This is a genomic window from Compostimonas suwonensis, assembly GCF_002797855.1.
Taxonomy (GTDB): domain Bacteria; phylum Actinomycetota; class Actinomycetes; order Actinomycetales; family Microbacteriaceae; genus Compostimonas; species Compostimonas suwonensis.
The window spans coordinates 523,150-545,154 of the sequence record NZ_PGFB01000004.1 but is presented as its reverse complement, the minus strand read 5'-3'; the positions used below and the strand labels follow the sequence as shown (position 1 = coordinate 545,154).

General features: G+C 68.7%; 12 protein-coding genes. 7 read left to right on the top strand and 5 right to left on the bottom strand.

The features are described from left to right. The first annotated feature begins 28 nt into the window (after nt 1-28). On the top strand, nt 29-8,731 hold the full coding sequence (locus CLV54_RS13535) for a prealbumin-like fold domain-containing protein (RefSeq protein WP_157802972.1): 8,703 nt from the start codon (nt 29-31) through the stop codon (nt 8,729-8,731). 212 nt (nt 8,732-8,943) lie between these two features. Here the strand turns inward: CLV54_RS13535 and CLV54_RS13530 are convergent, their stop codons facing one another. The 5 genes from CLV54_RS13530 to CLV54_RS13510 all read right to left on the bottom strand — a co-directional run bounded on the left by CLV54_RS13530 (nt 8,944) and on the right by CLV54_RS13510 (nt 13,962). Beyond that, on the bottom strand, nt 8,944-9,708 hold the full coding sequence (locus tag CLV54_RS13530) for a succinate dehydrogenase iron-sulfur subunit (protein WP_100345478.1): 765 nt from the start codon (nt 9,706-9,708) through the stop codon (nt 8,944-8,946). A 2-nt stretch (nt 9,709-9,710) separates the two neighbouring features. After that, a complete protein-coding gene (sdhA, locus tag CLV54_RS13525; RefSeq protein WP_100345548.1) occupies nt 9,711-11,483 on the bottom strand; it encodes a succinate dehydrogenase flavoprotein subunit in 1,773 nt (590 codons plus the stop codon). A 150-nt stretch (nt 11,484-11,633) separates the two neighbouring features. After that, a complete protein-coding gene (locus tag CLV54_RS13520; RefSeq protein ID WP_100345477.1) occupies nt 11,634-12,080 on the bottom strand; it encodes a succinate dehydrogenase hydrophobic membrane anchor subunit in 447 nt (148 codons plus the stop codon). A gap of 14 nt (nt 12,081-12,094) precedes the next feature. Continuing rightward, complete coding sequence (gene sdhC, locus CLV54_RS13515) at nt 12,095-12,523, bottom strand: succinate dehydrogenase, cytochrome b556 subunit (RefSeq protein WP_100345547.1); 429 nt, start codon at nt 12,521-12,523, stop codon at nt 12,095-12,097. Between the two features lie 245 nt (nt 12,524-12,768). Continuing rightward, nucleotides 12,769-13,962: a glycosyltransferase family 4 protein gene (locus tag CLV54_RS13510; protein ID WP_100345476.1), complete on the bottom strand. Its 1,194-nt coding sequence runs from the start codon at nt 13,960-13,962 to the stop codon at nt 12,769-12,771. Nucleotides 13,963-14,115: 153 nt separating this feature from the next. Between CLV54_RS13510 and CLV54_RS13505 the strand changes: the two genes are divergently transcribed. The 6 genes from CLV54_RS13505 (at nt 14,116) to CLV54_RS13480 (ending at nt 22,003) form a co-directional block, all read left to right on the top strand. Beyond that, nucleotides 14,116-15,237: a mannose-1-phosphate guanylyltransferase gene (locus tag CLV54_RS13505; RefSeq protein WP_100345475.1), complete on the top strand. Its 1,122-nt coding sequence runs from the start codon at nt 14,116-14,118 to the stop codon at nt 15,235-15,237. 116 nt (nt 15,238-15,353) lie between these two features. Further along, nucleotides 15,354-16,427 (top strand): BMP family lipoprotein, encoded by a 1,074-nt coding sequence (locus tag CLV54_RS13500; RefSeq protein WP_100345474.1) that lies wholly within the window; start codon nt 15,354-15,356, stop codon nt 16,425-16,427. Nucleotides 16,428-16,610: 183 nt separating this feature from the next. Next, nucleotides 16,611-17,720, top strand: coding sequence for a BMP family lipoprotein (locus CLV54_RS13495; RefSeq protein WP_100345546.1), 1,110 nt, complete (start codon nt 16,611-16,613; stop codon nt 17,718-17,720). 172 nt (nt 17,721-17,892) lie between these two features. Beyond that, nucleotides 17,893-19,410 (top strand): ABC transporter ATP-binding protein, encoded by a 1,518-nt coding sequence (locus CLV54_RS13490; RefSeq protein WP_100345545.1) that lies wholly within the window; start codon nt 17,893-17,895, stop codon nt 19,408-19,410. Then, entirely contained in the window at nt 19,407-20,720 is a 1,314-nt protein-coding gene (locus CLV54_RS13485) for an ABC transporter permease (protein WP_425430283.1), read from the top strand. Before CLV54_RS13490 ends, CLV54_RS13485 begins: the two co-directional genes overlap by 4 nt. Next, nucleotides 20,717-22,003, top strand: a complete 1,287-nt coding sequence (locus CLV54_RS13480; protein ID WP_100345473.1) for an ABC transporter permease — start codon at nt 20,717-20,719, stop codon at nt 22,001-22,003. Before CLV54_RS13485 ends, CLV54_RS13480 begins: the two co-directional genes overlap by 4 nt. Nucleotides 22,004-22,005: the final 2 nt, after the last annotated feature.

The following is a 22,005-nucleotide window of genomic DNA, read 5'->3' as shown; positions in this document are numbered from 1 at the left end:
GGGGAACGAGGGGCAGACTCCCCCCGAGGTGACCTCGCAGACCGAGGTGAGCACACCCGAGGCGACCCCCGAGACCGAGGCGACCCCCGAGGAGACGGCTCCGGACGCCGAACCGGACGGCACCGCTCCGAGCGACGACCCCGTCGGCCCCGGCACGGAGGGCCCGTCGGCTCGGACGATCGCGCCGTCGAGCGCCAACGAGGTCGCTGCGGTCACCCCGACGAACTCGACGACCATCATCAGGATCACGAAGCGTGATGTGCGCACCGGATCGGGCGCGACCGCCGTGGCACACAGCTATGCGGAGGGCGCGCGTTTCCAGCTGCATTCGGAGAACGACGGAGAGCCCGGAGCCCCGCTCACCGCGGCGTGGGCCCAGTGCACGATCGGCGCGGGCGACAACGGCTACTGCTACTTCTCCGTTCCCGACACGAACTCGGGCGGTTCCAATCGCAACAAGCAGTTCTGGGTCGAAGAGCTCGAGCCGGTTCCGGGAACCCCCGCAGCCGAGCACTACGACGTCATCGACACACTGCGCACCGGCGGTTCGGGCGCCGGTGTCGAACGCGTGTACGCTTACCGCACTCCCGAGCTGAAGTCCAACACCACGGTCGACCTCCCCGAAGACCAGGATGCGTCGTCCAGCGCCTACCAGACCAGCGGCCAGTGGGCCAACAAGCTCAAGAACCCCACCCTCCAGCCGCAGTGCAACGCGGGTATCCGCGTGGCCTTGCTGCTCGACCTCTCGGGTTCGGTCAAGAACGCCGGCGCGGCGGGAACGCTGGGAGACGCGGCGAAAGGCTTCGTCGACGCGCTTCGAGGCACGAACTCGAGCGTCGCCCTCTACTCCTTCGGCGACCTCTCGCCGCGGGCCGGAACCTCCAACTTCCCGAACGCGCTGCCCATCGACTCGAACCTCAACACCCTCAACTCCCGCATCGACGGCTACATCGCGAGCTTCAACACGCCGAACTACGAGTCGAACGGCACCAACTGGGATCGCGGCCTGTGGGAGGTCAGCGGCAACGCCGACTCCTACGACCTCGCCGTCGTGCTCACCGACGGAAACCCCACCTTCTCGGGCACAGGCCCGACCGGCCCCGGAAGCAACACCTACTTCCGTGAGCTCGAACAGGCGATCTTCTCGGCCAACGCCATCAAGGACAAGGGCAAGCGCGTCATCACGGTGGGAATCGGCGACGACCTCAGCGACAGCAACCTGAGCTCGATCTCGGGGCCCACCGGCTACGTTGAGGGTGCATCCCTCAACCAGTCGGACTACTTCAAGACCGGCTGGCAAGACCTCAAGCCGCTCCTGTCCGACTTCGCGAAGTCGATCACCTGTGAGGTCCCGGTCACCGTCCACAAGCTCGAGAAGCGACTCGACGGCTCCACCGCGAACGGCGCGAACTGGCAGTTCACCCCGACGCTGAACGGCGCGGGCGACCTGACGCCGAACGGCGCCCAGGCCACGGGAACCGACGGCAGCCTCGAATGGAAGCTCAAGTTCGGTGCGAAAGACGACACCGCGAACCTGACGATCGCCGAATCTCCCCAGGCCGGCTGGCAGTTCGCCTCGGTGGCCTGCGCCAACAACGGCGACGCGCTTCCTGTGGCTAACGCCTCATCCTTCACCCTCACGGGGGTGAAGGTCGGCGACTCGATCGACTGCACGGTGACCAACACGCAGCTCGGCGCCTCGGTTGTCGTCAACAAGGTCTGGAACGTCAACGGCGTCGACCAGCCGCAGAACACCAACCCCTTCGGCCTCACCGCGCAGCTCAAGCTCACGGGCCCGGGCTCCGCCGGCGCGAGCAACCAGGACTGGGGCGTCGCCCGCGACAAGTACTCCATCGGCGGCGGCGTCACGATGTCGGAGAGCTACACGGGTGTCCCCGCGGGATGCACGACTCCCACCGCGAGCTTCAGCAAGGTCGACGGCGGATCCTCGCTCAACGGTGCGACCGCGACCGGCCTCACTGCGGGCACCAACACCTTCAGGATCGTCAACACGATCACCTGCCCGACCACCCTCGAGCTGAAGAAGGAGGTCGAGGGCGGTGCAGGCGACGCGAACGTGAGCCTCTGGACCCTCGACGCCACCGGCCCGAGCGGATCGAAGGACTTCGCGCCCGGCACCTCGGGCGTCAAGCACGACGTGACCCCGGCCGTCGCGTACAGCCTCTCCGAGTCTGCGACGGATGCCGCGACCAAGCTCTACACGCTCAAGCAGTGGGAGTGCGTGACCGACGGCACCACCGTCGTGACCTCGAACCCGAGCGTGCCCCTCGGCAAAGCGACCGTCTGCACCGCGATCAACCAGACCGCGAAGCTGACGCTCATCAAGAAGGTCGACAACGCCAACGGCGGCACGGCGACCCCCGGCCAGTGGCAGCTCACCGCCGACCCGAAGAAGGCCGGCCTGACCGCCGGCACCGTCGACGGCGCCTTCCCGAACGGCCACTCGATCAGCATCCTCCCCGGCCAGAAGTACGAGCTCTCCGAGGCGGGCGGCCCCTCCGGCTACGAGCAGACCTCGCTCGAGTGCAAGGTCGGCGTCAACGGCAGCTACGCCCCCGCGACATCCGTCACGGCGAACGCGCTCGACGACGTCTACTGCCTCTTCGTCAACACCGAGAAGCCCACGACCCTCAAGCTCGTGAAGAAGGTCAGCGGCGCCGACACGCCCGCCACGAACTGGATCCTCTCGGGCACCGGCGGCACGCAGAGCATCGGCGGCGCGGGCGGCACGAACGGGTTCGTCACCGTCAAGGCGGGCGTCGACTTCACCCTGAGCGAGCAGCCGGTCGCCGGCTTCAGCGGCGCGGGCGAGTTCGGCCACAGCGCCTGGGTCTGCGACAACGGCTACGGAACGTTGACCGGCGGCAAGCTCCCGGGCCTCGCGGTCGGCCAGAACGTGACCTGCGAGATCACCAACACGCTCAACCCGGTCGTGCCGACGATCACCAAGACGGCGCACGACCCCGTGGCGAACGCCGACGGCAGCTGGACGATCGTCTACGACATCGCCGTGACCAACCCCAGCTCGGTCAAGGCCACCGACTACGCGCTCAGCGACACCCTGAAGTTCGGCGGCGACATCGTCGTGAACTCGGCCGACGTGCTCAAGCCCGGCAGCACCACCCCCGTGGCGATCGCGGCGACCGGTGCCAACGAGCTCGCGGCCGCGGGAACGGCGCTCGCGCCGAGCACCACGGCCATCTACGTCGTGACCGTCAACGCGACGGTCGAGCCCGGCGCCTTCACGAAGACCCCGAGCACCCTCGAGTGCCTGCCCGGCTCCACGCCGGCGGCCGGCGGCTTCCTCAACACCGCCGTGCTCACGCACAACGGCACGACGACCCCCGCGGAGGACTGCGTCGAGCCGGTTGTGCCGAGCTTCTCGAAGACCGCCGGTGACGTCGTCGACAACGGCGACGGAACGTGGAACGTGAACTACACGCTCACCGTGACCAACCCCTCGGGAACGACCGGAGTCGTCTACGACCTGAGCGACACGCCGCACGCCCTGCCCGCCGGAACGACGCTCACGAACGCGACCGTCGCCCCGATCGACTCGGCGCCCGCCCCGAACGCCGTGCCCGCCTTCGGGCCCGGCAGCCCGGCGATCAACACGGCGGTCGTGCTGCCCGCCAGCACGACGCACTCCTACACCGTGACGCTCACGGTCGCCGTGAGCTCGTCGGCCGACCCCGCGACGCTCGTCTGCGCACCCGGCACGTCGAACGGCATCGTCAACGACGGCACCGTGCTCTCGGGCAACCAGACGCTCGACGACGGCGACTGCGCGACGATCCCGCTTCCGAAGATCACCCACACGAAGACCCTCGACGGCCCGGCCCACCAGAACGAAGACGGCAGCTGGACGATCGGCTACCTCGTGACCGTGACCAACAGCGGTGCGACCACGGGCGTCTACGACCTGAGCGACACCCCCGCCTTCGGAGCGGGCATCACCGCCCTGCCGAGCTCGACCGCCGTGCTGGCACCCGATCAGCCGATCGACTGGAACGGCGTCGACAAGACGGCCCTCGCCGATGAACGGCCCCTGGCCGCCGGGGCGACCGACACCTACCGGATCACGGCGAACGCGCAGATCGCCGCCGGCGTCATCGGCACAGCCGCCGCCGACTGCTCCCTCGACGCCCCCGAGACGGGAACCGGCTTCCGCAACGTCGCGACCCTGACCACGGGTGGCGCGACGACGGAGAAGAACGCCTGCGACACGCCCACCCTGCCGGTGCCGGAGAAGAACACCCCGACCGTGACCCAGCAGCCGGACGGCTCGTGGAACGTCAGCTACGTCGTCGACGTCGACAACTCGAACGGCAAGGCCGCGTGGTACAGCCTCACCGACACCCCGAACTGGGACGGCCAGATCACGATCGACGACTGGACGGTCACCGCGGGAGCGGGCACCCCGGCCGTCACGGTCGGCAGCTGGAGCGACGCGAACGGCGTCATCATCCCCGCTGACACGCCCATCCAGATCGAGGCGGGAGCGACCCACAGCTACGTGGTGAGCTTCACCGTCGAGGTCCCGGCCGGGCTGCCCACGTCGGTCACGACGTGCGACGACGAGGCGCACGGCAAGGGCTTCATCAACACGATCACCCTGAAGAGCGGTGCGGACGAGCCGTCCGACACGGCCTGCGGCGACGTGACGGATGCCGGCACCCCGACGGTCGACAAGACGGTCACCTCGACGACGCAGAACGCCGACGGAAGCTGGACGATCGCGTACGACGTGACCGTGACCGGCAACGAGAGCTACGTGACGAAGTACAGCCTGAGCGACACCCTCGCCTACGGCCAGGGCATCTCGATCGTGGGCACTCCGACGATCGTCGCGGGAGCCGGCACGCCGGCACCCGCCGCCGACTGGAACGGCACCTCGAAGACCCAGGTCGTGAGCGAGCAGACGATCGCCGCGCAGGCGGTGCACGTCTACACGGTCACGGTGAACGCCTCCGTCGCCGCCGGCGTCACGGGCACCCCCGCTGCCGACTGCGAGCTTCAGGACGGCGAGACCGGGACCGGGTTCCTCAACACGGCCGTGCTCACCTCGGGCGGCACCGAGCAGCCGGCCGAGGACTGCTCGCACCCCGCGAAGCCGAGCTTCACCAAGACGATCGCGGCGGGCCAGCCCGTCGCCTCCGGGAACGACTGGTCGGTGAGCTACACGCTCACCGCGACGAACACCGACACCGAGCAGTCGCTCGTCTACGACCTGAGCGACGTGCCGGCGTTCGCGCCCGGTGCCACCGTGCTCAGCCGCACCGTGACGAGCGCCGACGCGACGGTCAATACCGCGTGGAACACGACGAACGGCGCAGCGCCGACGACCGACGTGGTCGCCTCGGGAGTGCAGCTGCCCGCTCAGGCGGTCGACGTCTTCACGGTCACCGTGGTCTTCTCGATCGCCGACGACGCCGACGCGGCGGATCTCCGCTGCGCGACGACTGGCGACGGATCGGGCAAGGGCCTCTTCAACGGAGCGACCCTGAGCTCGGGCGACGACGAGTTCACCGACGACGCCTGTGCCGACATCCCCGTGAAGGTCGTCGTGACCAAGAGCTGGACGATCGACGGCACCGGCTACGCGAACGGCGACCAGCCCGACGGCTTCAGCGCAGCCCTGCTGCTGACCCAGCAGAACGCCCCCGCGTTCGGCACGGTCTACGGCGGCTACCAGGCGGGCGCGACCGTGAACGTGAGCGAGACCGCCGAGGTTCCCGAGGGCTGCACGCTCGAGTCGAACGGCGGCGGCACGAAGACCCTCGACAAGGAGCTCAACAGCTACGAGCTCGAGAACGTCGTCGACTGCGAGCAGAACCTGACGCTCGTCAAGAAGGTCACCCCGACCCACGGCGGCCAGGCGCTCCCCACCCAGTGGAAGCTCTCGGCCACCGGCGCCGGGCGCACCGACAGCTTCAGCGGTGACGGCCAGGCCAGCGGCACCGTCGGCCAGGGAGTCGACTACGCCCTCGCCGAGCAGGGCGGACCCGCCGGCTGGACCGTGCTGACCGACTGGACGTGCGCGGCCGAGCAGGGCGACTTCACCCTCACAGGCTCGACGGTCTCCCTGGGCTACGGCGCCGACGTCACGTGCACCATCGAGAACACGGATGTCGCGCCGAAGCTGACCCTCGTCAAAGAGGTCCAGCCCGCCGACCTCGACATCGCACCGCAGAACTGGACGCTCAGCGCCGACGGCCCCACGGCGGTCAGCGGTGTGACCGGTGACGCGACGATCACGGACGCCGCGGTCGACTCCGGCGAGTACACCCTCGCCGAGGCGCCCGTCGCCGACTTCCCCTACTCCGACGAGTTCACCGCGAGCGCGTGGGAGTGCACCGACGTCGACGGCGCCGTGCTGGTCGAGAACGCGACCCTCCACCTGGGCCCGGGCGACGACGTGACGTGCGTCATCACGAACACGGCCAAGGCCGCCGTTCCGGCGATCGAGAAGACCGTCTCGAGCACGACCCAGAACGCCGACGGCACCTGGAGCGTGGTCTACGACATCACGGTGACCAACCAGAGCAACGTCGTGCCGCTCGCCTACGACCTCGACGACTCGCCGGTCACGACGTTCGGAACGGGCATCACGATCAACTCCCTCTCCGCGACCGGCCCCGGCAACGGCGTCGCGACGTGGACCGGCGCCGGTGACCACACGGCACTCGCCACGGGCCAGGCGCTCGCGGCGGGCGGGGTCGACGACTACACCGTCACCGTCACCGCGACGGTCGCCGCGTCGGCCTTCGACAACGGCACAGCCGAGTGCCTGCCGGGCGACAACGGCGTGACCGCGGGCGGCTTCCGCAACGCGGCCACGGTGACCCTCGCCGACGGCAGCAACGGCCAGACGGCCACCGACTGCTCGGAGCCGGCGCGTACGACGGTCGAGAAGACCAACGTCGGAACCCCGCAGCTCGTCGACGGGAAGTGGGTCGTGAACTACGCGATCACGGTGACGAACGCCTCCGCGCAGGATCTCTACTACGACCTCTCCGATACCCCGGCCCTCCCGGCCGGCGCGACGGTGACGGCCTACGCGGCGACGGGCCCCGACGGCCCGATCCCGGGCTGGGCCGGCGGAGTCCTCGCGGACGACGTGGTCATCGCCCACGCGGGCGAGGCCCCGACGGTGCACGATTACACGGTGACCCTCACGGTCGACGTCGCCGCCCTCGCCGACGTGACGACCGCGCAGTGCGAGACGGGAACGCCCGGCCACGGCTTCGACAATGAGGCCACGATGACCAACGGCACCGTCGAGTACAGCGACGACGCCTGCCAGGACATCCCGGTCGGCCGTCTCACGATCGTCAAGAACGTCGACAACTCGCAGTTCGACGGACTCGACCTCGGTGACAACGTACTCGGTCAGCCGAGCGACTGGATGCTGACCGCGACAGGCGGCCCCGTGATCGTCGCCGGCCTCGGCAAGACCGACGGTCAGGGCATCACCCGGATCGTGCCGACGGGCGACTACGCGCTGAACGAGGCGACGGCGAGCGACAACCCGCTGCTCGGCTTCTACACCGCGAGCGCCTGGAGCTGCGACGACCAGGACGCCACGGTCGCGACCGTGCCCCTGGGCGGCGACGTCACCTGCACGATCACCAACACCGGCCACCCCGTCGACCTTGCGATCACGAAGACGAGCGGGGGTGAAACCGCTGAAGGCGCCGCTGTCCCGACCGATGAGAACGATCGCTACCAGTACACCTTCACGATCCAGAACCTCGGAGAGGTCGCGGCGCCGAACACGGTCGTCAGCGACGAGATCCCGGTGACGATCGCGGTCGATCCCACGACCTACGCCGTACCCGACGGTTGGACGGTCACACTCGACGGAGCCGACGCGAACGGGTTCGGCGGGGTCCTCACCCTCAGCAAGACGGAGCCCTTCGAGGCCGGCGGTCAGGCGGAGTTCACCTTCTGGGTGACCACGGCCGCGACCCTGCCCCGCGAGAACGGCGACCCCGAGGGCAAGATCCTCGACATCCTGAACACCGCGGTCGTCACGAGCGACGGCGTCGAGAAGGATCCGTCGAACAACGAGTCGACGAGCGTGACGCCGGTCAAGTCGATCGCCGTCTCCGCTCAGGGCGTCTGCCTCGCGAACACGCCGTACCTGCAGTACACGGTGACGCCGTACAACACGCAGAACATCGACCCGCTCGACATCGACCTCATCTGGTGGACGCAGAACGGCTACGAGCTGCGCGACCCGAGCATCCCGGCATCGGATGTCGCGGCGATCCTCGCGAACGGTGCGAAGGTCGTCAACCCGATCGCGATCCCCGAGGGCTGGCAGGACGGCGACCCCATCACGGGCGAGCAGCTCTGGCCGGGCGCCGTGGTCGACGACCAGGGCGTGACCGTCGGATGGCCCGGATGGCGTCAGCTGCCGAACGGCCGCTGGGTGCTCGACCCCGCCGACCCGAACTACGATCTGCGCAGCTCGGCCGTCACCGAGGTGCGCCTGAACCCGACGACAGCCGGAACGGTGGTCTACCCGCCCGCCGACCCGAACTGCGACCCGAACCCGGTCAATGCGGCGACGCCCGCCGGCGGACTGCCGAGCACGGGCTTCACCGGAAGCTGGATGGGCCCGCTCGGATTCGCCCTGCTGGGTCTGGGCGTGCTGCTCACGGTCGTCGTTCTCATCCGCCGCAGAAGGAACCGCGAAGTCTAGGTCGCGGCGAAACCTGCCCCACGAGCTGGCGGCGCCCCCACCGACGTTCGGGTCGGTGGGGGCGTCGCCTCCCACATTATCTGAGCATCCCTCGTTCCTTCGGCGTCAGCGCGCTGGCCCGGGCGGACTCCGTCCCTCAACCCTGCCGGGCCCTCCCGACAACGCGAAAGGGCGCCCCGTCATCGACGGGACGCCCTTCTCGGTGCGGAGCTCTACGGCTTGCCGCGCATGATGGCCTGCTTGACCTCGGCGATGGCCTGCGTCACCTGGATGCCGCGGGGGCACGCGTCGGTGCAGTTGAAGGTCGTGCGGCAGCGCCACACCCCCTCCTTGTCGTTGAGGATGTCGAGGCGCACGGCCGCGTTGTCGTCGCGGCTGTCGAAGATGAAGCGGTGCGCATTGACGATCGCGGCCGGGCCGAAGTACTGGCCGTCCGTCCAGAACACGGGGCAGCTCGAGGTGCACGCCGCGCAGAGGATGCACTTGGTCGTGTCGTCGAAGCGGGCGCGGTCGGCGACCGACTGGATGCGCTCCTTGCCCGGTTCCGCCTTCGTCTTCGAGACGAGGAAGGGCTGCACCTCGCGGAACGACGCGAAGAAGGGGTCCATGTCGACGACGAGGTCCTTCTCGAGCGGCAGGCCCTTGATGGCCTCCACGTAGATGGGCTTCTCGATGTCGAGATCCTTGATGAGCGTCTTGCAGGCGAGGCGGTTGCGGCCGTTGATGCGCATGGCGTCGGAGCCGCAGATGCCGTGCGCGCACGAGCGGCGGAAGGTCAGCGAGCCGTCCTGCTCCCACTTGATCTTGTGGAGGGCGTCGAGGATCCTGTCGGTCGGGTACACCTCGACGTCGAAATCCTCCCAACGCGGCTCGGTGTCGATCTCCGGGATGAACCGGCGGATGATGAGCGTGATCGTGAAGCTCTGTACGGCATCCGATTCGGCCGGTGCGGGAGAGTCCAGAATTGCAGTGCTCACGCTTAGTACTTCCTCTCCATGGGCTGGTAGTTCGTGACGACGACGGGTTTCGTGTCGAGTCTGATGTGGTCACCGGCATCCGCGGAGTGCGGGTCGCCCGTGAGGTAGGCCATCGTGTGCTTCATGTAGTTCTCGTCGTCGCGCTTAGGGTAGTCGTCGCGCATGTGGCCGCCGCGGCTCTCCTTGCGGTTGCGGGCCGAGTAGACGACGACCTCGGCGAGGTCGAGCAGGAAGCCGAGCTCGATCGCCTCGAGCAGGTCGGTGTTGAACCGCTTGCCCTTGTCTTGCACGACGATGTTCTTGTAGCGCTCGCGCAGGCCGTGGATGGTCTCGGTGACCTGGGCGAGCGACTCGTCGGTGCGGAAGACCTGGGCGTTCTTGTCCATCTCCTCCTGCAGCTCGCGGCGGATCGAGGCGATGCGCTCGGTGCCGTCGGAGGTGCTGAGGCGCTGCACGAGCTCGCGGATCTCGCGGGCCGGGTCATCCGGCAGCGGCACGAACTCGGCGGTCTTCACGTACTCGACGGCGTTGTTGCCGGCGCGCTTGCCGAAGACGTTGATGTCGAGCAGCGAGTTGGTGCCGAGGCGGTTGGAGCCGTGCACCGAGACGCACGCGCACTCGCCGGCGGCGTAGAGGCCGGGCACGACGGTCGTGTTGTCGCTGAGCACCTCCGCCCGCACGTTCGTGGGGATGCCGCCCATCGCGTAGTGCGCGGTCGGCATCACGGGCACGGGCTCGACGACGGGGTCGACGCCGAGATAGGTGCGCGCGAACTCGGTGATGTCGGGGAGCTTCGTCTCGAGCACCTCGGCGCCGAGGTGCGTGCAGTCGAGCAGCACGTAGTCTTTGTGCGGGCCGGCGCCGCGGCCCTCCGCGACCTCCTGCACCATGCATCTCGCGACGATGTCACGCGGGGCGAGGTCTTTGATGGTCGGCGCGTAGCGCTCCATAAAACGCTCGCCGCTCGCGTTGCGCAGGATCGCGCCCTCACCGCGGGCGCCCTCCGTGAGCAGGATGCCGAGGCCGGCGAGCCCCGTCGGGTGGAACTGGAAGAACTCCATGTCCTCGAGCGGCAGGCCCTTGCGCCAGACGATGCCGACGCCGTCGCCCGTGAGCGTGTGCGCGTTGGAGGTGGTCTTGTAGATCTTGCCGAAGCCGCCGGTCGCGAAGATCACGGCCTTGGCCTGGAAGACGTGCAGCTCGCCGGTGGAGAGCTCGTAGGCGACGACGCCCGAGGGCTTCTTGACGCCGTCGACCTCGGTCATGACCAGGTCGAGCACGTAGTACTCGTTGAAGAAGTTGATGCCGAGCTTGACGCAGTTCTGGAAGAGCGTCTGCAGGATCATGTGACCCGTGCGGTCGGCCGCGTAGCAGGCGCGGCGCACGGGGGCCTTGCCGTGGTCGCGGGTGTGGCCGCCGAAGCGGCGCTGGTCGATCTTGCCCTCCGGCGTCCTGTTGAACGGCAGGCCCATGTTCTCGAGGTCGATGACCGCGTCGATGGCCTCCTTCGCGAGGATCTCGGCGGCGTCCTGGTCGACCAGGTAGTCACCGCCCTTGACGGTGTCGAAGGTGTGCCACTCCCAGTTGTCCTCCTCGACGTTCGCGAGCGCTGCGGCCATGCCGCCCTGGGCGGCGCCGGTGTGCGAGCGGGTCGGGTAGAGCTTGGAGATCACGGCCGTCTTCGCGTGCGGCCCCGCTTCGATCGCGGCGCGCATGCCGGCACCGCCGGCACCCACGATCACGATGTCGAATTGGTGGTAGTGCACGCCGTCGATGACCTGTCCGGTACCCTCGGGCGTCCACGATGCGGAGTTTCCCGGGTCCCGGGCTTCTGCGTCACTCACCACGTGTGTCTTGCCTCTCGTCGTTCTTTCAGGTTCCGGATGTCGGATGCCGCGTCGCCGCTCGCCACTGCCCGTCGCTCGCTACTGCACGGGGCAGAACGAGGCGATCAGATCCGCGGGCTGCCCGGCGGGGCACGGGTCGAAGGTGAAGACCACGAGCGTTCCGAGCACGATGAGGATCGCCGCCGAGGCCGCGATGGCCCATGTGAGGATGGCCCGCGTGATCGGGTGCGTCGCGTAGTCGTTGACGATCGTGCGCATGCCGTTGGCGCCGTGGATGAGGGCGAGCCAGAGCATCAGGACGTCCCAGACCTGCCAGAACGGGCTCGAGAGCTTGCCCGCGACGAAGGCGAAGTCGATCTGGTTGACGCCTTCGCCGAGCCAGAGGTTGACGAACAGGTGGCCGAAGATGAGCACGATGAGCACAACGCCCGACGCGCGCATGTAGATCCAGCCCCACTTCTCCCAGTTCACTCCGCGGTTGCGGCGACGGGCGGGGGTGCGAGGCGCTTCGATGGTGACCGACATGTCGTTCCCCTCTCCTAGTGGCCGAAGATGTGGATGAGCTGGCGGGGGACGAAACCGATCATCAGCACGACCCAGAGGCCGATGACGATGTAGAACATGACCTTCTGGTACTTCGCGCCCTTGCGCCAGAAGTCGATGAGGATGATGCGGATGCCGTTGAAGGCGTGGAAGCCGATCGCGCCCACGAGCGCGATCTCGCCGAGCCCCATGATGGGCGTCTGGTAGGTGCCGATGACCGCGTTGTACGCCTCGGGGCTCACCCGCACGAGAGCCGTGTCGAGGATGTGCACGAGCAGGAAGAAGAAGATGGCCACGCCGGTGATGCGGTGCAGCACCCACGACCACATGCCCTCGCGTCCGCGATAGAGCGTTCCGGCAGGACGCTTGGGCCCCCGGGAGACGCGGGTGGACGGTGTCAGGGTTCCTGCCGTCGGCTCTGGCATGAACAACCCTCCCTGGCTGAGTGATCGAACGAATGATCGAGTCGAGTTCGCGATGCGGCGACGTCGGCCGTCGACTTCACGATGACGCACAGACACCCGCGGAACTCGCTCTGCAAGTCTACGTCGGCCGTGCGGTCTCGTGCTGCTAAGGCGAGCCTAACTGTCTCGACGTCGAGACATCCGCCCCTCGCGATTAAAAGAAGGAGTTCTTGCGGTTGCGAGAAGGAATCGGAGGGAACCCGCGCTCAGCGCAGGATGTCGGTCGTCTTGAGCGCGGCGCGCGACATCCGGCGCAGGGACGCGGGGGCGGCGTAGGGCGCGAGCCCGGCGCGATCGCTCACGACCGCCTCGTAGTGGCCGAGCAGCTCGTCGCCGAGAGCCGACCACGACCGGCCGATCACCGAACGACGGCCGGCCTCGCCCATCCGCAGTCGTCGGGGCGCGTCGTCGACGAGTGCCTCGACGCACTCCCTCAGGCTCGCGTTGGAGTCGGGCTCGAAGAGGTAGCCGTTGGCCCCGTGGTCGACGAGGTCGATGGGGCCGCCCGCGCGGGGGGCGACCACGGGGCGTCCGCTCGCGAACGCCTCCTGCAGGGTCTGGCCGAAGGTCTCCTCCGTGCCGGCGTGCACGAAGACGTCGAAGCTCGAGTACGCGGCCTGCAGGGCCGCGCCCGACAGCCGGCCGAGGAAGTGCACGTTCATGCCGTCGAGACGCCGGCGCACCGACTCGAGCGAGGGCCCGTCGCCGACGATGGCGATGCTGATGCCTCGGATGCCGCGCAGCGCCTCGAGGCGCTCGACCTGCTTCTCGGGGGCGATGCGGCCGACGTAGCCGATGACGATCTCGCCGTCGGGGGAGAGCCGCTCGCGCAGCTCGGCCGTCTGCGGCAGGGAGCGGTTGTTGGGGTGGTAGCCCTCGAGGTCGACTCCGCGGCCCCAGCGCTCGACGCGCTCGATGCCGGCGTCGCTCAGGTCGGCGGCCGAGGCCGAGGAGGGCACGAGCGTGCGGTCGGCGCCGTCGTGCACCCAGCGCACGAGGCGCCAGGCCAGCCTGGTCGCCGGGCCCAGGCGGTTGCGCTTGGCGTAGCCCGCGACATCCGTCTGGAAGATCGCGACGGAGGGCACGTTCTGCCGGTTCGCGGCTGCGATGGCCTGCGCGCCCAGCAGGAAGGGGGATGCCGCGTGCAGCACGTCCGGGTTGAAATCGGAGAGCAGGCGCTGCACGTAGACGTTCGGGAGGCCGACCGGGAACTCGCGGTACGAGACCGCGGGGACCTCGTGCACGGGGAAGCCCGCGTAGCGGCGGGGGGCGCCGGCCGTCGGTGCGATGACCATGGCCTCGTGGCCCGTCACCCTGAGGTGATCGAGCACCTTGCAGACACTGTTGGTGACCCCATTGACCGTGGGGAGGAAGCTCTCGGTTACTACCGCGACCCGCATGGTACCCAAGCTAGGTTCGCCCGATGGCGGAACCGTTAACTCGAGGTGAACCCGGGCCGCCCGTTGGGTGACCAGCAGTGAGCGCAGTCGTCGTGCAGTCGCCGTGCTGTCGTCATGCCGTCGCCGTGCGCTCATCCCGGTAGTCTGGGCGGCATGACCAAGCCACTCGCAGGATTCGATCGTTTCTACAGCGTGATCCCCGCCGGTGGCATCGGCTCGCGCCTGTGGCCGCTCTCGCGCGCCGACGCCCCCAAGTTCCTCCACGACCTCTCGGGCTCGGGGCAGACCCTCCTGCACGACACCTGGGACAGGCTCGCGCCGCTGAGCGGGGAGCAGCGCATCATGGTCGTCACCGGTCGCGCCCACCGCGCGGCGGTCGAGGCCCAGCTGCCGAAGCTGCACGACCTCAACGTCGTGCTCGAGAGCGAGCCGCGCGACTCCTCCGCGGCCATCGGGCTCGCCGCCGCGATCCTGGAGCGCAGGGAGCCGGGCGTCATCATCGGCTCCTTCGCGGCCGACCACGTCATCAAGGGCGAGCGCATCTTCCAGCAGGCGGTGCGCGAGGCGTACGCCGCCGCCGACGCGGGGTACATCGCGACGATCGGCATCCGGCCCACCGAGTCGGCCGTCGGCTTCGGCTACATCCACATGTCCGGCCCGCTCGAGATCGACGGCGCCCCGACGGCCATGGCCGTCGACAAGTTCGTCGAGAAACCCGACCTCGAGACGGCTCAGGGCTACACGGCGAGCGGCGAGTACCTGTGGAACGCCGGGATGTTCATCGCGCGCGCCGACCGCCTCCTCGAGGAGCTCGGCAAGACCCAGCCCGAGCTGCTCGCGGGGCTCCTGGAGCTCGCGGAGGCCTGGGACTCGACCCGCAGGGGAGCGGTCGTCGACCGCATCTGGCCGACCCTGCCGAAGATCGCGATCGACTACTCCGTCGCCGAGCCCGCGGCCGCCGCGGGCACCCTCGCGGTCATCCCCGGCCACTTCGACTGGGACGACGTGGGCGACTTCGCCTCCCTCGCGAAGCTGCACTCGGGCGGGCGCAAGTCGGATCTGGCCATCCTCGGCCAGAACGCTCGTGTGCTCGCCGACTCGAGCAGCGGTGTCGTCGTCTCGCAGTCGAATCGCATCATCAGCCTCATCGGGGTGCGCGACATCGTCGTCGTCGACACCCCCGACGCCCTGCTCGTGACCACGAGCGAGAACGCGCAGAAGGTCAAGGCCGTGGTCGACGCGCTGCGGATCTCGGGGGGCCAGGACGTGCTCTAGCGCGAACCCCTCGAGCGGATGCCGCCGAGCGCGGCCGTGTTCGCGGGCGCGCCCCCTCGGCGCTCGTCGCCCGAGAACAAACCCGCGCTCGGCGCTCCCGGAGCTAGGCTTTCCCCATGACGAGCCCACGGAACCGGATCCTCGCAGCTGTCACGACCGCCCTCGCGGCGCTCGCGCTCGCCGGCTGCGCGCCGGCACCCGAGCAGGGCGGGGCCACCACCGACGCGGCATCCGGCTACTGCGCGCGTATGGTCACGAACTCGGGGGGACTCGAGGACCGCTCCTTCAACCAGTCGAGCTGGGAGGGCCTCGAGAAGGCCAGCGACGAGTTCGGCATCGACGTCGACGCGATCGTCTCGACGACCGAGACCGACCTCGCCCCGAACGTGCAGCAGGCCGTCGACACGGGCTGTCAGTTCATCCTGACGGTCGGCTTCGAGCTCGCCGACGCCACGGCGAGCCAGGCCGCCGACAACCCCGACGTGCACTTCGCGATCGTCGACGAGGTCGTCGACGCGCCCAACGTCAAGCCCATTGTCTTCGACACGGCCCAGGCCTCCTACCTCGCGGGCTACCTCGCAGCGGGCGTCACGAAGACCGGCACGGTCGCGACCTTCGGAGGCGGCAACCAGCCTCCCGTCACCCTGTTCATGGACGGCTTCGTCGACGGCGTCGCCCACTACAACGAGGTGCACGGCACGGCCGTCAAGACGCTCGGCTGGAGCAAGGAATCCCAGGACGGCGTCTTCACCGGCGACTTCGAGGACATCTCGAAGGGCAAGTCCTTCGCCCAGAGCTTCATCGACCAGGGCGCCGACGTGATCATGCCGGTCGCGGGGCAGGTCGGCGAGGGCGCCGCTGCCGCTGCCGCTGAATCGGGCACGGTGTCGATCGTCTGGGTCGACAACGACGGCTTCGAGACGCTCCCCGCCGAGGCGCGCCCCGTCGTGCTCACGAGCGTGCTCAAGAACACCCAGGACGCCGTGGTCGATATCGTCGGCGGCGACATCGACGGCGATTTCAGCAGCGACCCCTTCATCGGCACCCTCGCGAACTCGGGCGTCGACATCGCGCCTTACCACGACCGCTCCGCCCTCGTGAGCGAGGAGCTCGCGAGCGAGATCGACGCCCTGCGCGCCTCGATCGTCGACGGCACGATCGTCGTGACCTCGCCGAGCACCCCCGAGTAGCGGAACCCGCGCCGATTCCTCCGGGTCGCGGACCCCTCCGGCTCCCCGATATTTCGCCTGTGTAGCGGGTTTGTAACGCTTGTGCGGCAGGTCGAATTTTGCTCATGTGCGCGATGAAACATTGGGTAACGTGGATGCCACACAGCTCCTGCCCTCGGCAGGCGAAGCACCTTGGAGGACATCTTGAGAAACAGCATCCGTAGGGCCGCGCTCGGTGGCATCGCCACCCTGGGCGTCGCCGCGCTCTTCGCCGGCTGCGCGCCCGCGCCCGAATCTGGAGGCACGAGCGGTTCGCCCGCCGCCGACAGCGACTTCCTTCCCTGTATGGTCTCCGACTCGGGCGGATTCAACGACAAGTCGTTCAACCAGCTCGGCTTCGAGGGCCTGACCGAGGCCGCAGACGCCCTGGGCGTCGAGCCCATCACCGTCGAGTCGGCCTCCGAGACCGACTTCGCCCCCAACATCGACAGCCTCATCGACCAGGGCTGCACCCTTATCGTCACCGTCGGCTTCCTCCTCTCCGAGGCGACCATCGCAGCGGCGGAGGCCAACCCCGACCTCGAGTTCGCGATCATCGACGACCAGCTCGACGCCGACTTCGACGGCACCCCGGATGTCGACAACGGCAAGCCGATCATCTTCGACACCGCTCAGGCCGCGTTCCTCGCCGGCTACACCGCGGCGGCCTACTCGAAGACCGGAACCGTCGGAACCTACGGCGGAATGCAGATCCCGACCGTGACGATCTTCATGGACGGCTTCGCAGACGGCGTCAACTACTTCAACACGCAGAACGGCACGGCCGTCAAGGTCGCGGGCTGGGATGTCGCGAGCCAGACCGGTAGCTTCACGGGCGGCTTCGCAGCCGGCGTCGAGTCGAAGTCGGCCGCGCAGACCCTCATCGACCAGGGCGCTGACGTGCTCATGCCCGTCGGCGGCCCGATCTACCAGAGCGCGATCGAGGCGATCCGCGACTCCGGCAAGCCCGTCGCGATGATCGGCGTCGACGCCGACCTGACCGAGACCGACCCCGACAACGCCGACCTGTTCCTCACCTCGGTGCTCAAGGGCATCAAGGTCGGCGTCTCCGACGTCGTCACGGCCGCCGGAGCCGGCGAGTTCGACAACACGCCGTTCGTCGGAACCCTCGAGAACGACGGTGTCGGAATCGCGCCGTTCCACGACTTCGAGTCTCAGGTCCCCGCCGACCTGCAGTCGCAGCTCGACGACGTGAAGGCCGGCATCATCGACGGCTCGATTCCCGTCGAGTCGCCCTCGTCGCCCAAGCAGTAGCACCAGAACACGAGGCTCGGGGAGCCCAGCGTCACGCTGGACTCCCCGAGCCCGTTTCAGGCCCGGAACGCTGCCGGGCCGCACACAGACTTCGCATCATCGGCATCACCCGCGGTGGACATCCCGCAGAACCGGGCACAGTGTCGTGCTCACCATGGAAGAATCGGAGACCATGAAGCTCGAACTACGGGGCATCACCAAGCGTTTCGGAACACTTGTTGCCAACGACCACATCGACCTCACGGTCGAGCCGGGTGAGATCCACGCCCTGCTCGGCGAGAACGGCGCGGGCAAGTCCACGCTCATGAACGTGCTCTACGGCCTGTACCAGGCCGACGAGGGCGAGATCCTGCTCGACGACGTCGTGCAGCACTTCGCCGGACCGGGCGACGCGATGAACGCGGGCATCGGCATGGTGCACCAGCACTTTATGCTCATCCCCGTCTTCACGGTCGCCGAGAACGTGATGCTCGGACACGAGGAGACGACGTTCGGCGGACGCCTCGATCTGCAGTCCGCGCGCAGGCACGTGCGGGAGACCTCCGAGCGGTTCGGCTTCGACCTCGACCCCGATGCGCTCGTCGAAGACCTCCCCGTCGGCGTGCAGCAGCGCGTCGAGATCATCAAGGCCCTCTCCCGGCAGGCGAAGGTGCTCGTGTTCGACGAGCCGACCGCCGTGCTGACCCCGCAGGAGACCGACGAGCTCATGCAGATCATGCGCCAGCTGCGGGATGCCGGCACCGCCATCGTCTTCATCACCCACAAGCTGCGGGAGGTGCGCGAGGTCGCCGACCGCATCACGGTCATCCGTCTCGGCAGGGTCGTCGGCGAGGCGTCCCCGACCGCCAGCAACGCCGATCTCGCCAACCTCATGGTCGGCCGCGCGGTCGAGCTCACCGTGCACAAAGACCCGGCCCGGCCCGGCGACCGGGCTCTCGTCGTCGAGAACCTCTCCGTCATCGACCCGCACGGCCAGATCGTCGTCAACGAGGTGAGCTTCGAGGTGCGGCGCGGTGAGATCCTCGCGATCGCCGGCGTGCAGGGCAACGGGCAGACCGAGCTCACCGAGGCCCTGCTCGGCCTGCAGCCGCGGGTGACCGGCACGGTCTCGCTCGACGGCGTCGCGCTCACGGGCATGAGCGTGCGCAGGATCCTCAACGCGGGAGTCGGCTTCGTGCCGGAGGACCGCCAGGAGGACGGCCTCGTGAGCGAGTTCACGATCGCCGAGAACCTCATGCTCGATCGCAGCGACAGCCCGCCCTTCGTCAAGGGCGGCAATCTACAGCTCGGCTACCTCGCCGAGTTCGCGCGCGACAAGGTGAAGGAGTTCGATGTGCGCGCCCAGGGCATCACGACCGCCGTGGGCCGCCTCTCCGGCGGCAACCAGCAGAAGGTCGTGCTCGCCCGTGAGCTGAGCCGCGAGCTGCGGCTCTTCGTCGCGGCCCAGCCGACCCGCGGCATCGACGTCGGCTCGATCGAGTTCGTGCACAAGCGCATCGTCGAGACCCGCGACTCGGGTGTTCCCGTCGTCGTCGTGTCGACCGAGCTCGACGAGGTCGTCGCCCTCGCCGACCGCATCGCGGTCATGTACCGCGGCGGCATCGTCGGCATCGTGCCGGGTGACACCCCCCGTGAAGTGCTCGGTCTCATGATGGCCGGAGAACGCCCGGAAGGGGTGGCAGCAGCGTGACCGACAGCCAGATCCCCGCAGCCGGCCAGAAGCCGGATGCCCAGACCCCCCTCGAGCCGGGGCAGACCCCCGCCGTGGCCCCTGCCGCGGCTCCCGAGGTCGAGCCGCCCTCGCGCTGGAACGTCGCGCTGCGCGAGATCCTCTCGGGCAGCTGGCTCATCTCGGTGCTCGCGGTCGTGCTCGCGCTCGTCGCGGGTGGCATCCTCATCGCACTCACGGATGACAAGGTGCAGGCGGCATCCGTCTACTTCTTCTCGCGCCCCGGCGACACGCTCGCGGCGATCTGGGAGTCGGTGTCGGGAGCGTACTCCTCGCTCTTCCAGGGCTCGATCTACAACTTCCGCCGACCGGGCTTCGAGGCGGGCATCAAACCCCTCACCGAGACCCTCACCTTCGCGACACCGCTCATCGCGGCGGGCCTCGGCGTCGGTCTCGCGTTCCGGGTGGGCATGTTCAACATCGGCGGCCGCGGGCAGATGCTCATCGCGGCCGCCTGCGCCGGCTGGGTCGCCTTCTCCTTCGACCTGCCCTACGGCGTGCACCTCGTGCTCGCGCTGCTCGCGGGTGTCATCGGCGGTGCGCTCTGGGGCGGGATCGCGGGTCTGCTCAAGGCCCGCACGGGCGCTCACGAGGTCATCGTCACGATCATGCTCAACTACGTGGCGTTCTACCTCGTCGCCTACCTGCTGCGCACGCCCGGCGCCCTCCAGGCTCCCGGATCGAACAACCCGAAGTCGCCGCCGATGGCCGACACCGCGATCTTCCCGCAGATCCTGGGGCCGCAGTACAACCTGCACCTCGGCTTCGTGTTCGTGATCCTCGCGACCGTCGTCGTGTGGTGGCTGCTCAACCGATCGAGCCTGGGCTTCAAGTTCCGCGCGGTCGGCGAGAACCCCAACGCGGCGCGGGTCGCGGGCATCAACGTCAACAACATGTACGTCTACGCCATGCTCATCTCGGGCGGCCTCGTCGGTCTCGCGGGCGTCTCGCAGGTGCTCGGCACCGTCACGACCGGGTTCTCCTCGGGCATCGACGCCGGCATCGGCTTCGACGCGATCACCGTAGCCCTGCTCGGCCGATCGAAGCCGTGGGGCATCTTCGTGGCCGGCGTCCTCTTCGGCGCGTTCAAGGCGGGAGGCTTCGCGATGCAGGCGGCTGAGGGCATCCCCATCGACATCGTGCTCGTCGTGCAGTCGCTCATCGTGCTCTTCATCGCCGCCCCGCCGCTCGTGCGGGCGATCTTCCGGCTGCCCGCCCCGGGCAGCGCTCCCCGACAGGCCAAGACCCGGAAGGTGGCGGTGGCGAAATGACAACGGCAACCGAGCACAACCACCCCGACACCGTGGGCCTCGGCCTCCAGAAGACGGTCATCAAGAGCTGGAAGGTGCCGATCGCTCTCGGGGTCTTCACGATCATCGCGCTCGTGCTCTTCGTCGTCTTCGGCCGCGAGGGCGTGAGCACCTTCCGGCTCTCGACCGAGACCGACGTGATCCAGCTGCCGGCCATCCCCTTCCCGACGACGTCGACCGACATCGTGCTCACGATCGTGCTCGCGATCCTCACGGTGCTCGTCGTGATCCTCGTGCAGCAGGGGCGCAGGATCTCCCTGTGGCTCGTGAGCGGCTTCGCGCTCGTCTTCCTGGTCGCCTTCCTCGTGTGGGCCTCGGCGGGGGCGACCATCCCGGTCTACGGCCTGCTGATCGGAACGCTGGGGCTCAGCATCCCGCTCATCTTCGGTGCGCTCGGCGGTGTCATCTCCGAGCGTGTGGGCGTCGTCAACGTCGCGATCGAGGGCCAGCTGCTCGCCGGCGCCTTCGTCTCGGCCGTCGTGGCCTCGGTCACGGGCTCCCCGTACATCGGGCTTCTCGCGGCGATGGTGGCGGGCACGCTCGTCTCCTTCGTGCTCGCGGCCTTCTCGATCAAGTACCTCGTCGACCAGGTGATCGTGGGCGTCGTGCTCAACGTGCTCGTCACGGGCCTCACGAGCTTCCTCTACTCGCAGGTGCTCGCGAACAACGAGGCGCTCAACTCGCCGCCCCGCTTCGATCGCATCGACATCCCCGTCCTCAGCGAGATCCCGATCCTCGGGCCCGTGCTCTTCCGGCAGACGATCGTCGTCTACCTCATGTACGTCGCCGTCGCGGCGGTCTACTTCGGCCTCTTCCACACCCGCTGGGGCCTGCGGCTGCGCTCGGTCGGCGAGCACCCGCAGGCCGCCGACACCGTGGGCATCAACGTGACCGGCACCCGGTTCTGGAACGTCTCCCTCGCCGGCGCGATCGCGGGGCTCGGAGGCGCCTACTTCACCCTTGGCTCGGTCGGCGCGTTCGGCAAGGAGATGACGGCGGGCGCGGGCTTCATCGCCCTCGCGGCCGTGATCTTCGGGCGCTGGGATCCGATCCGGGCGACCCTCGCGGCCCTGCTCTTCGGGTTCGCGACCAACCTGCAGAACGTGCTGGGGGTCATCGGCTCGCCGGTGCCCAGCGAGTTCCTGCTGATGCTGCCCTATGTCGTGACGATCTTCGCCGTGGCCGGCCTCGTGGGCTACTCACGAGGGCCCGCGGCATCCGGCAAACCCTATATAAAGGCGTGACC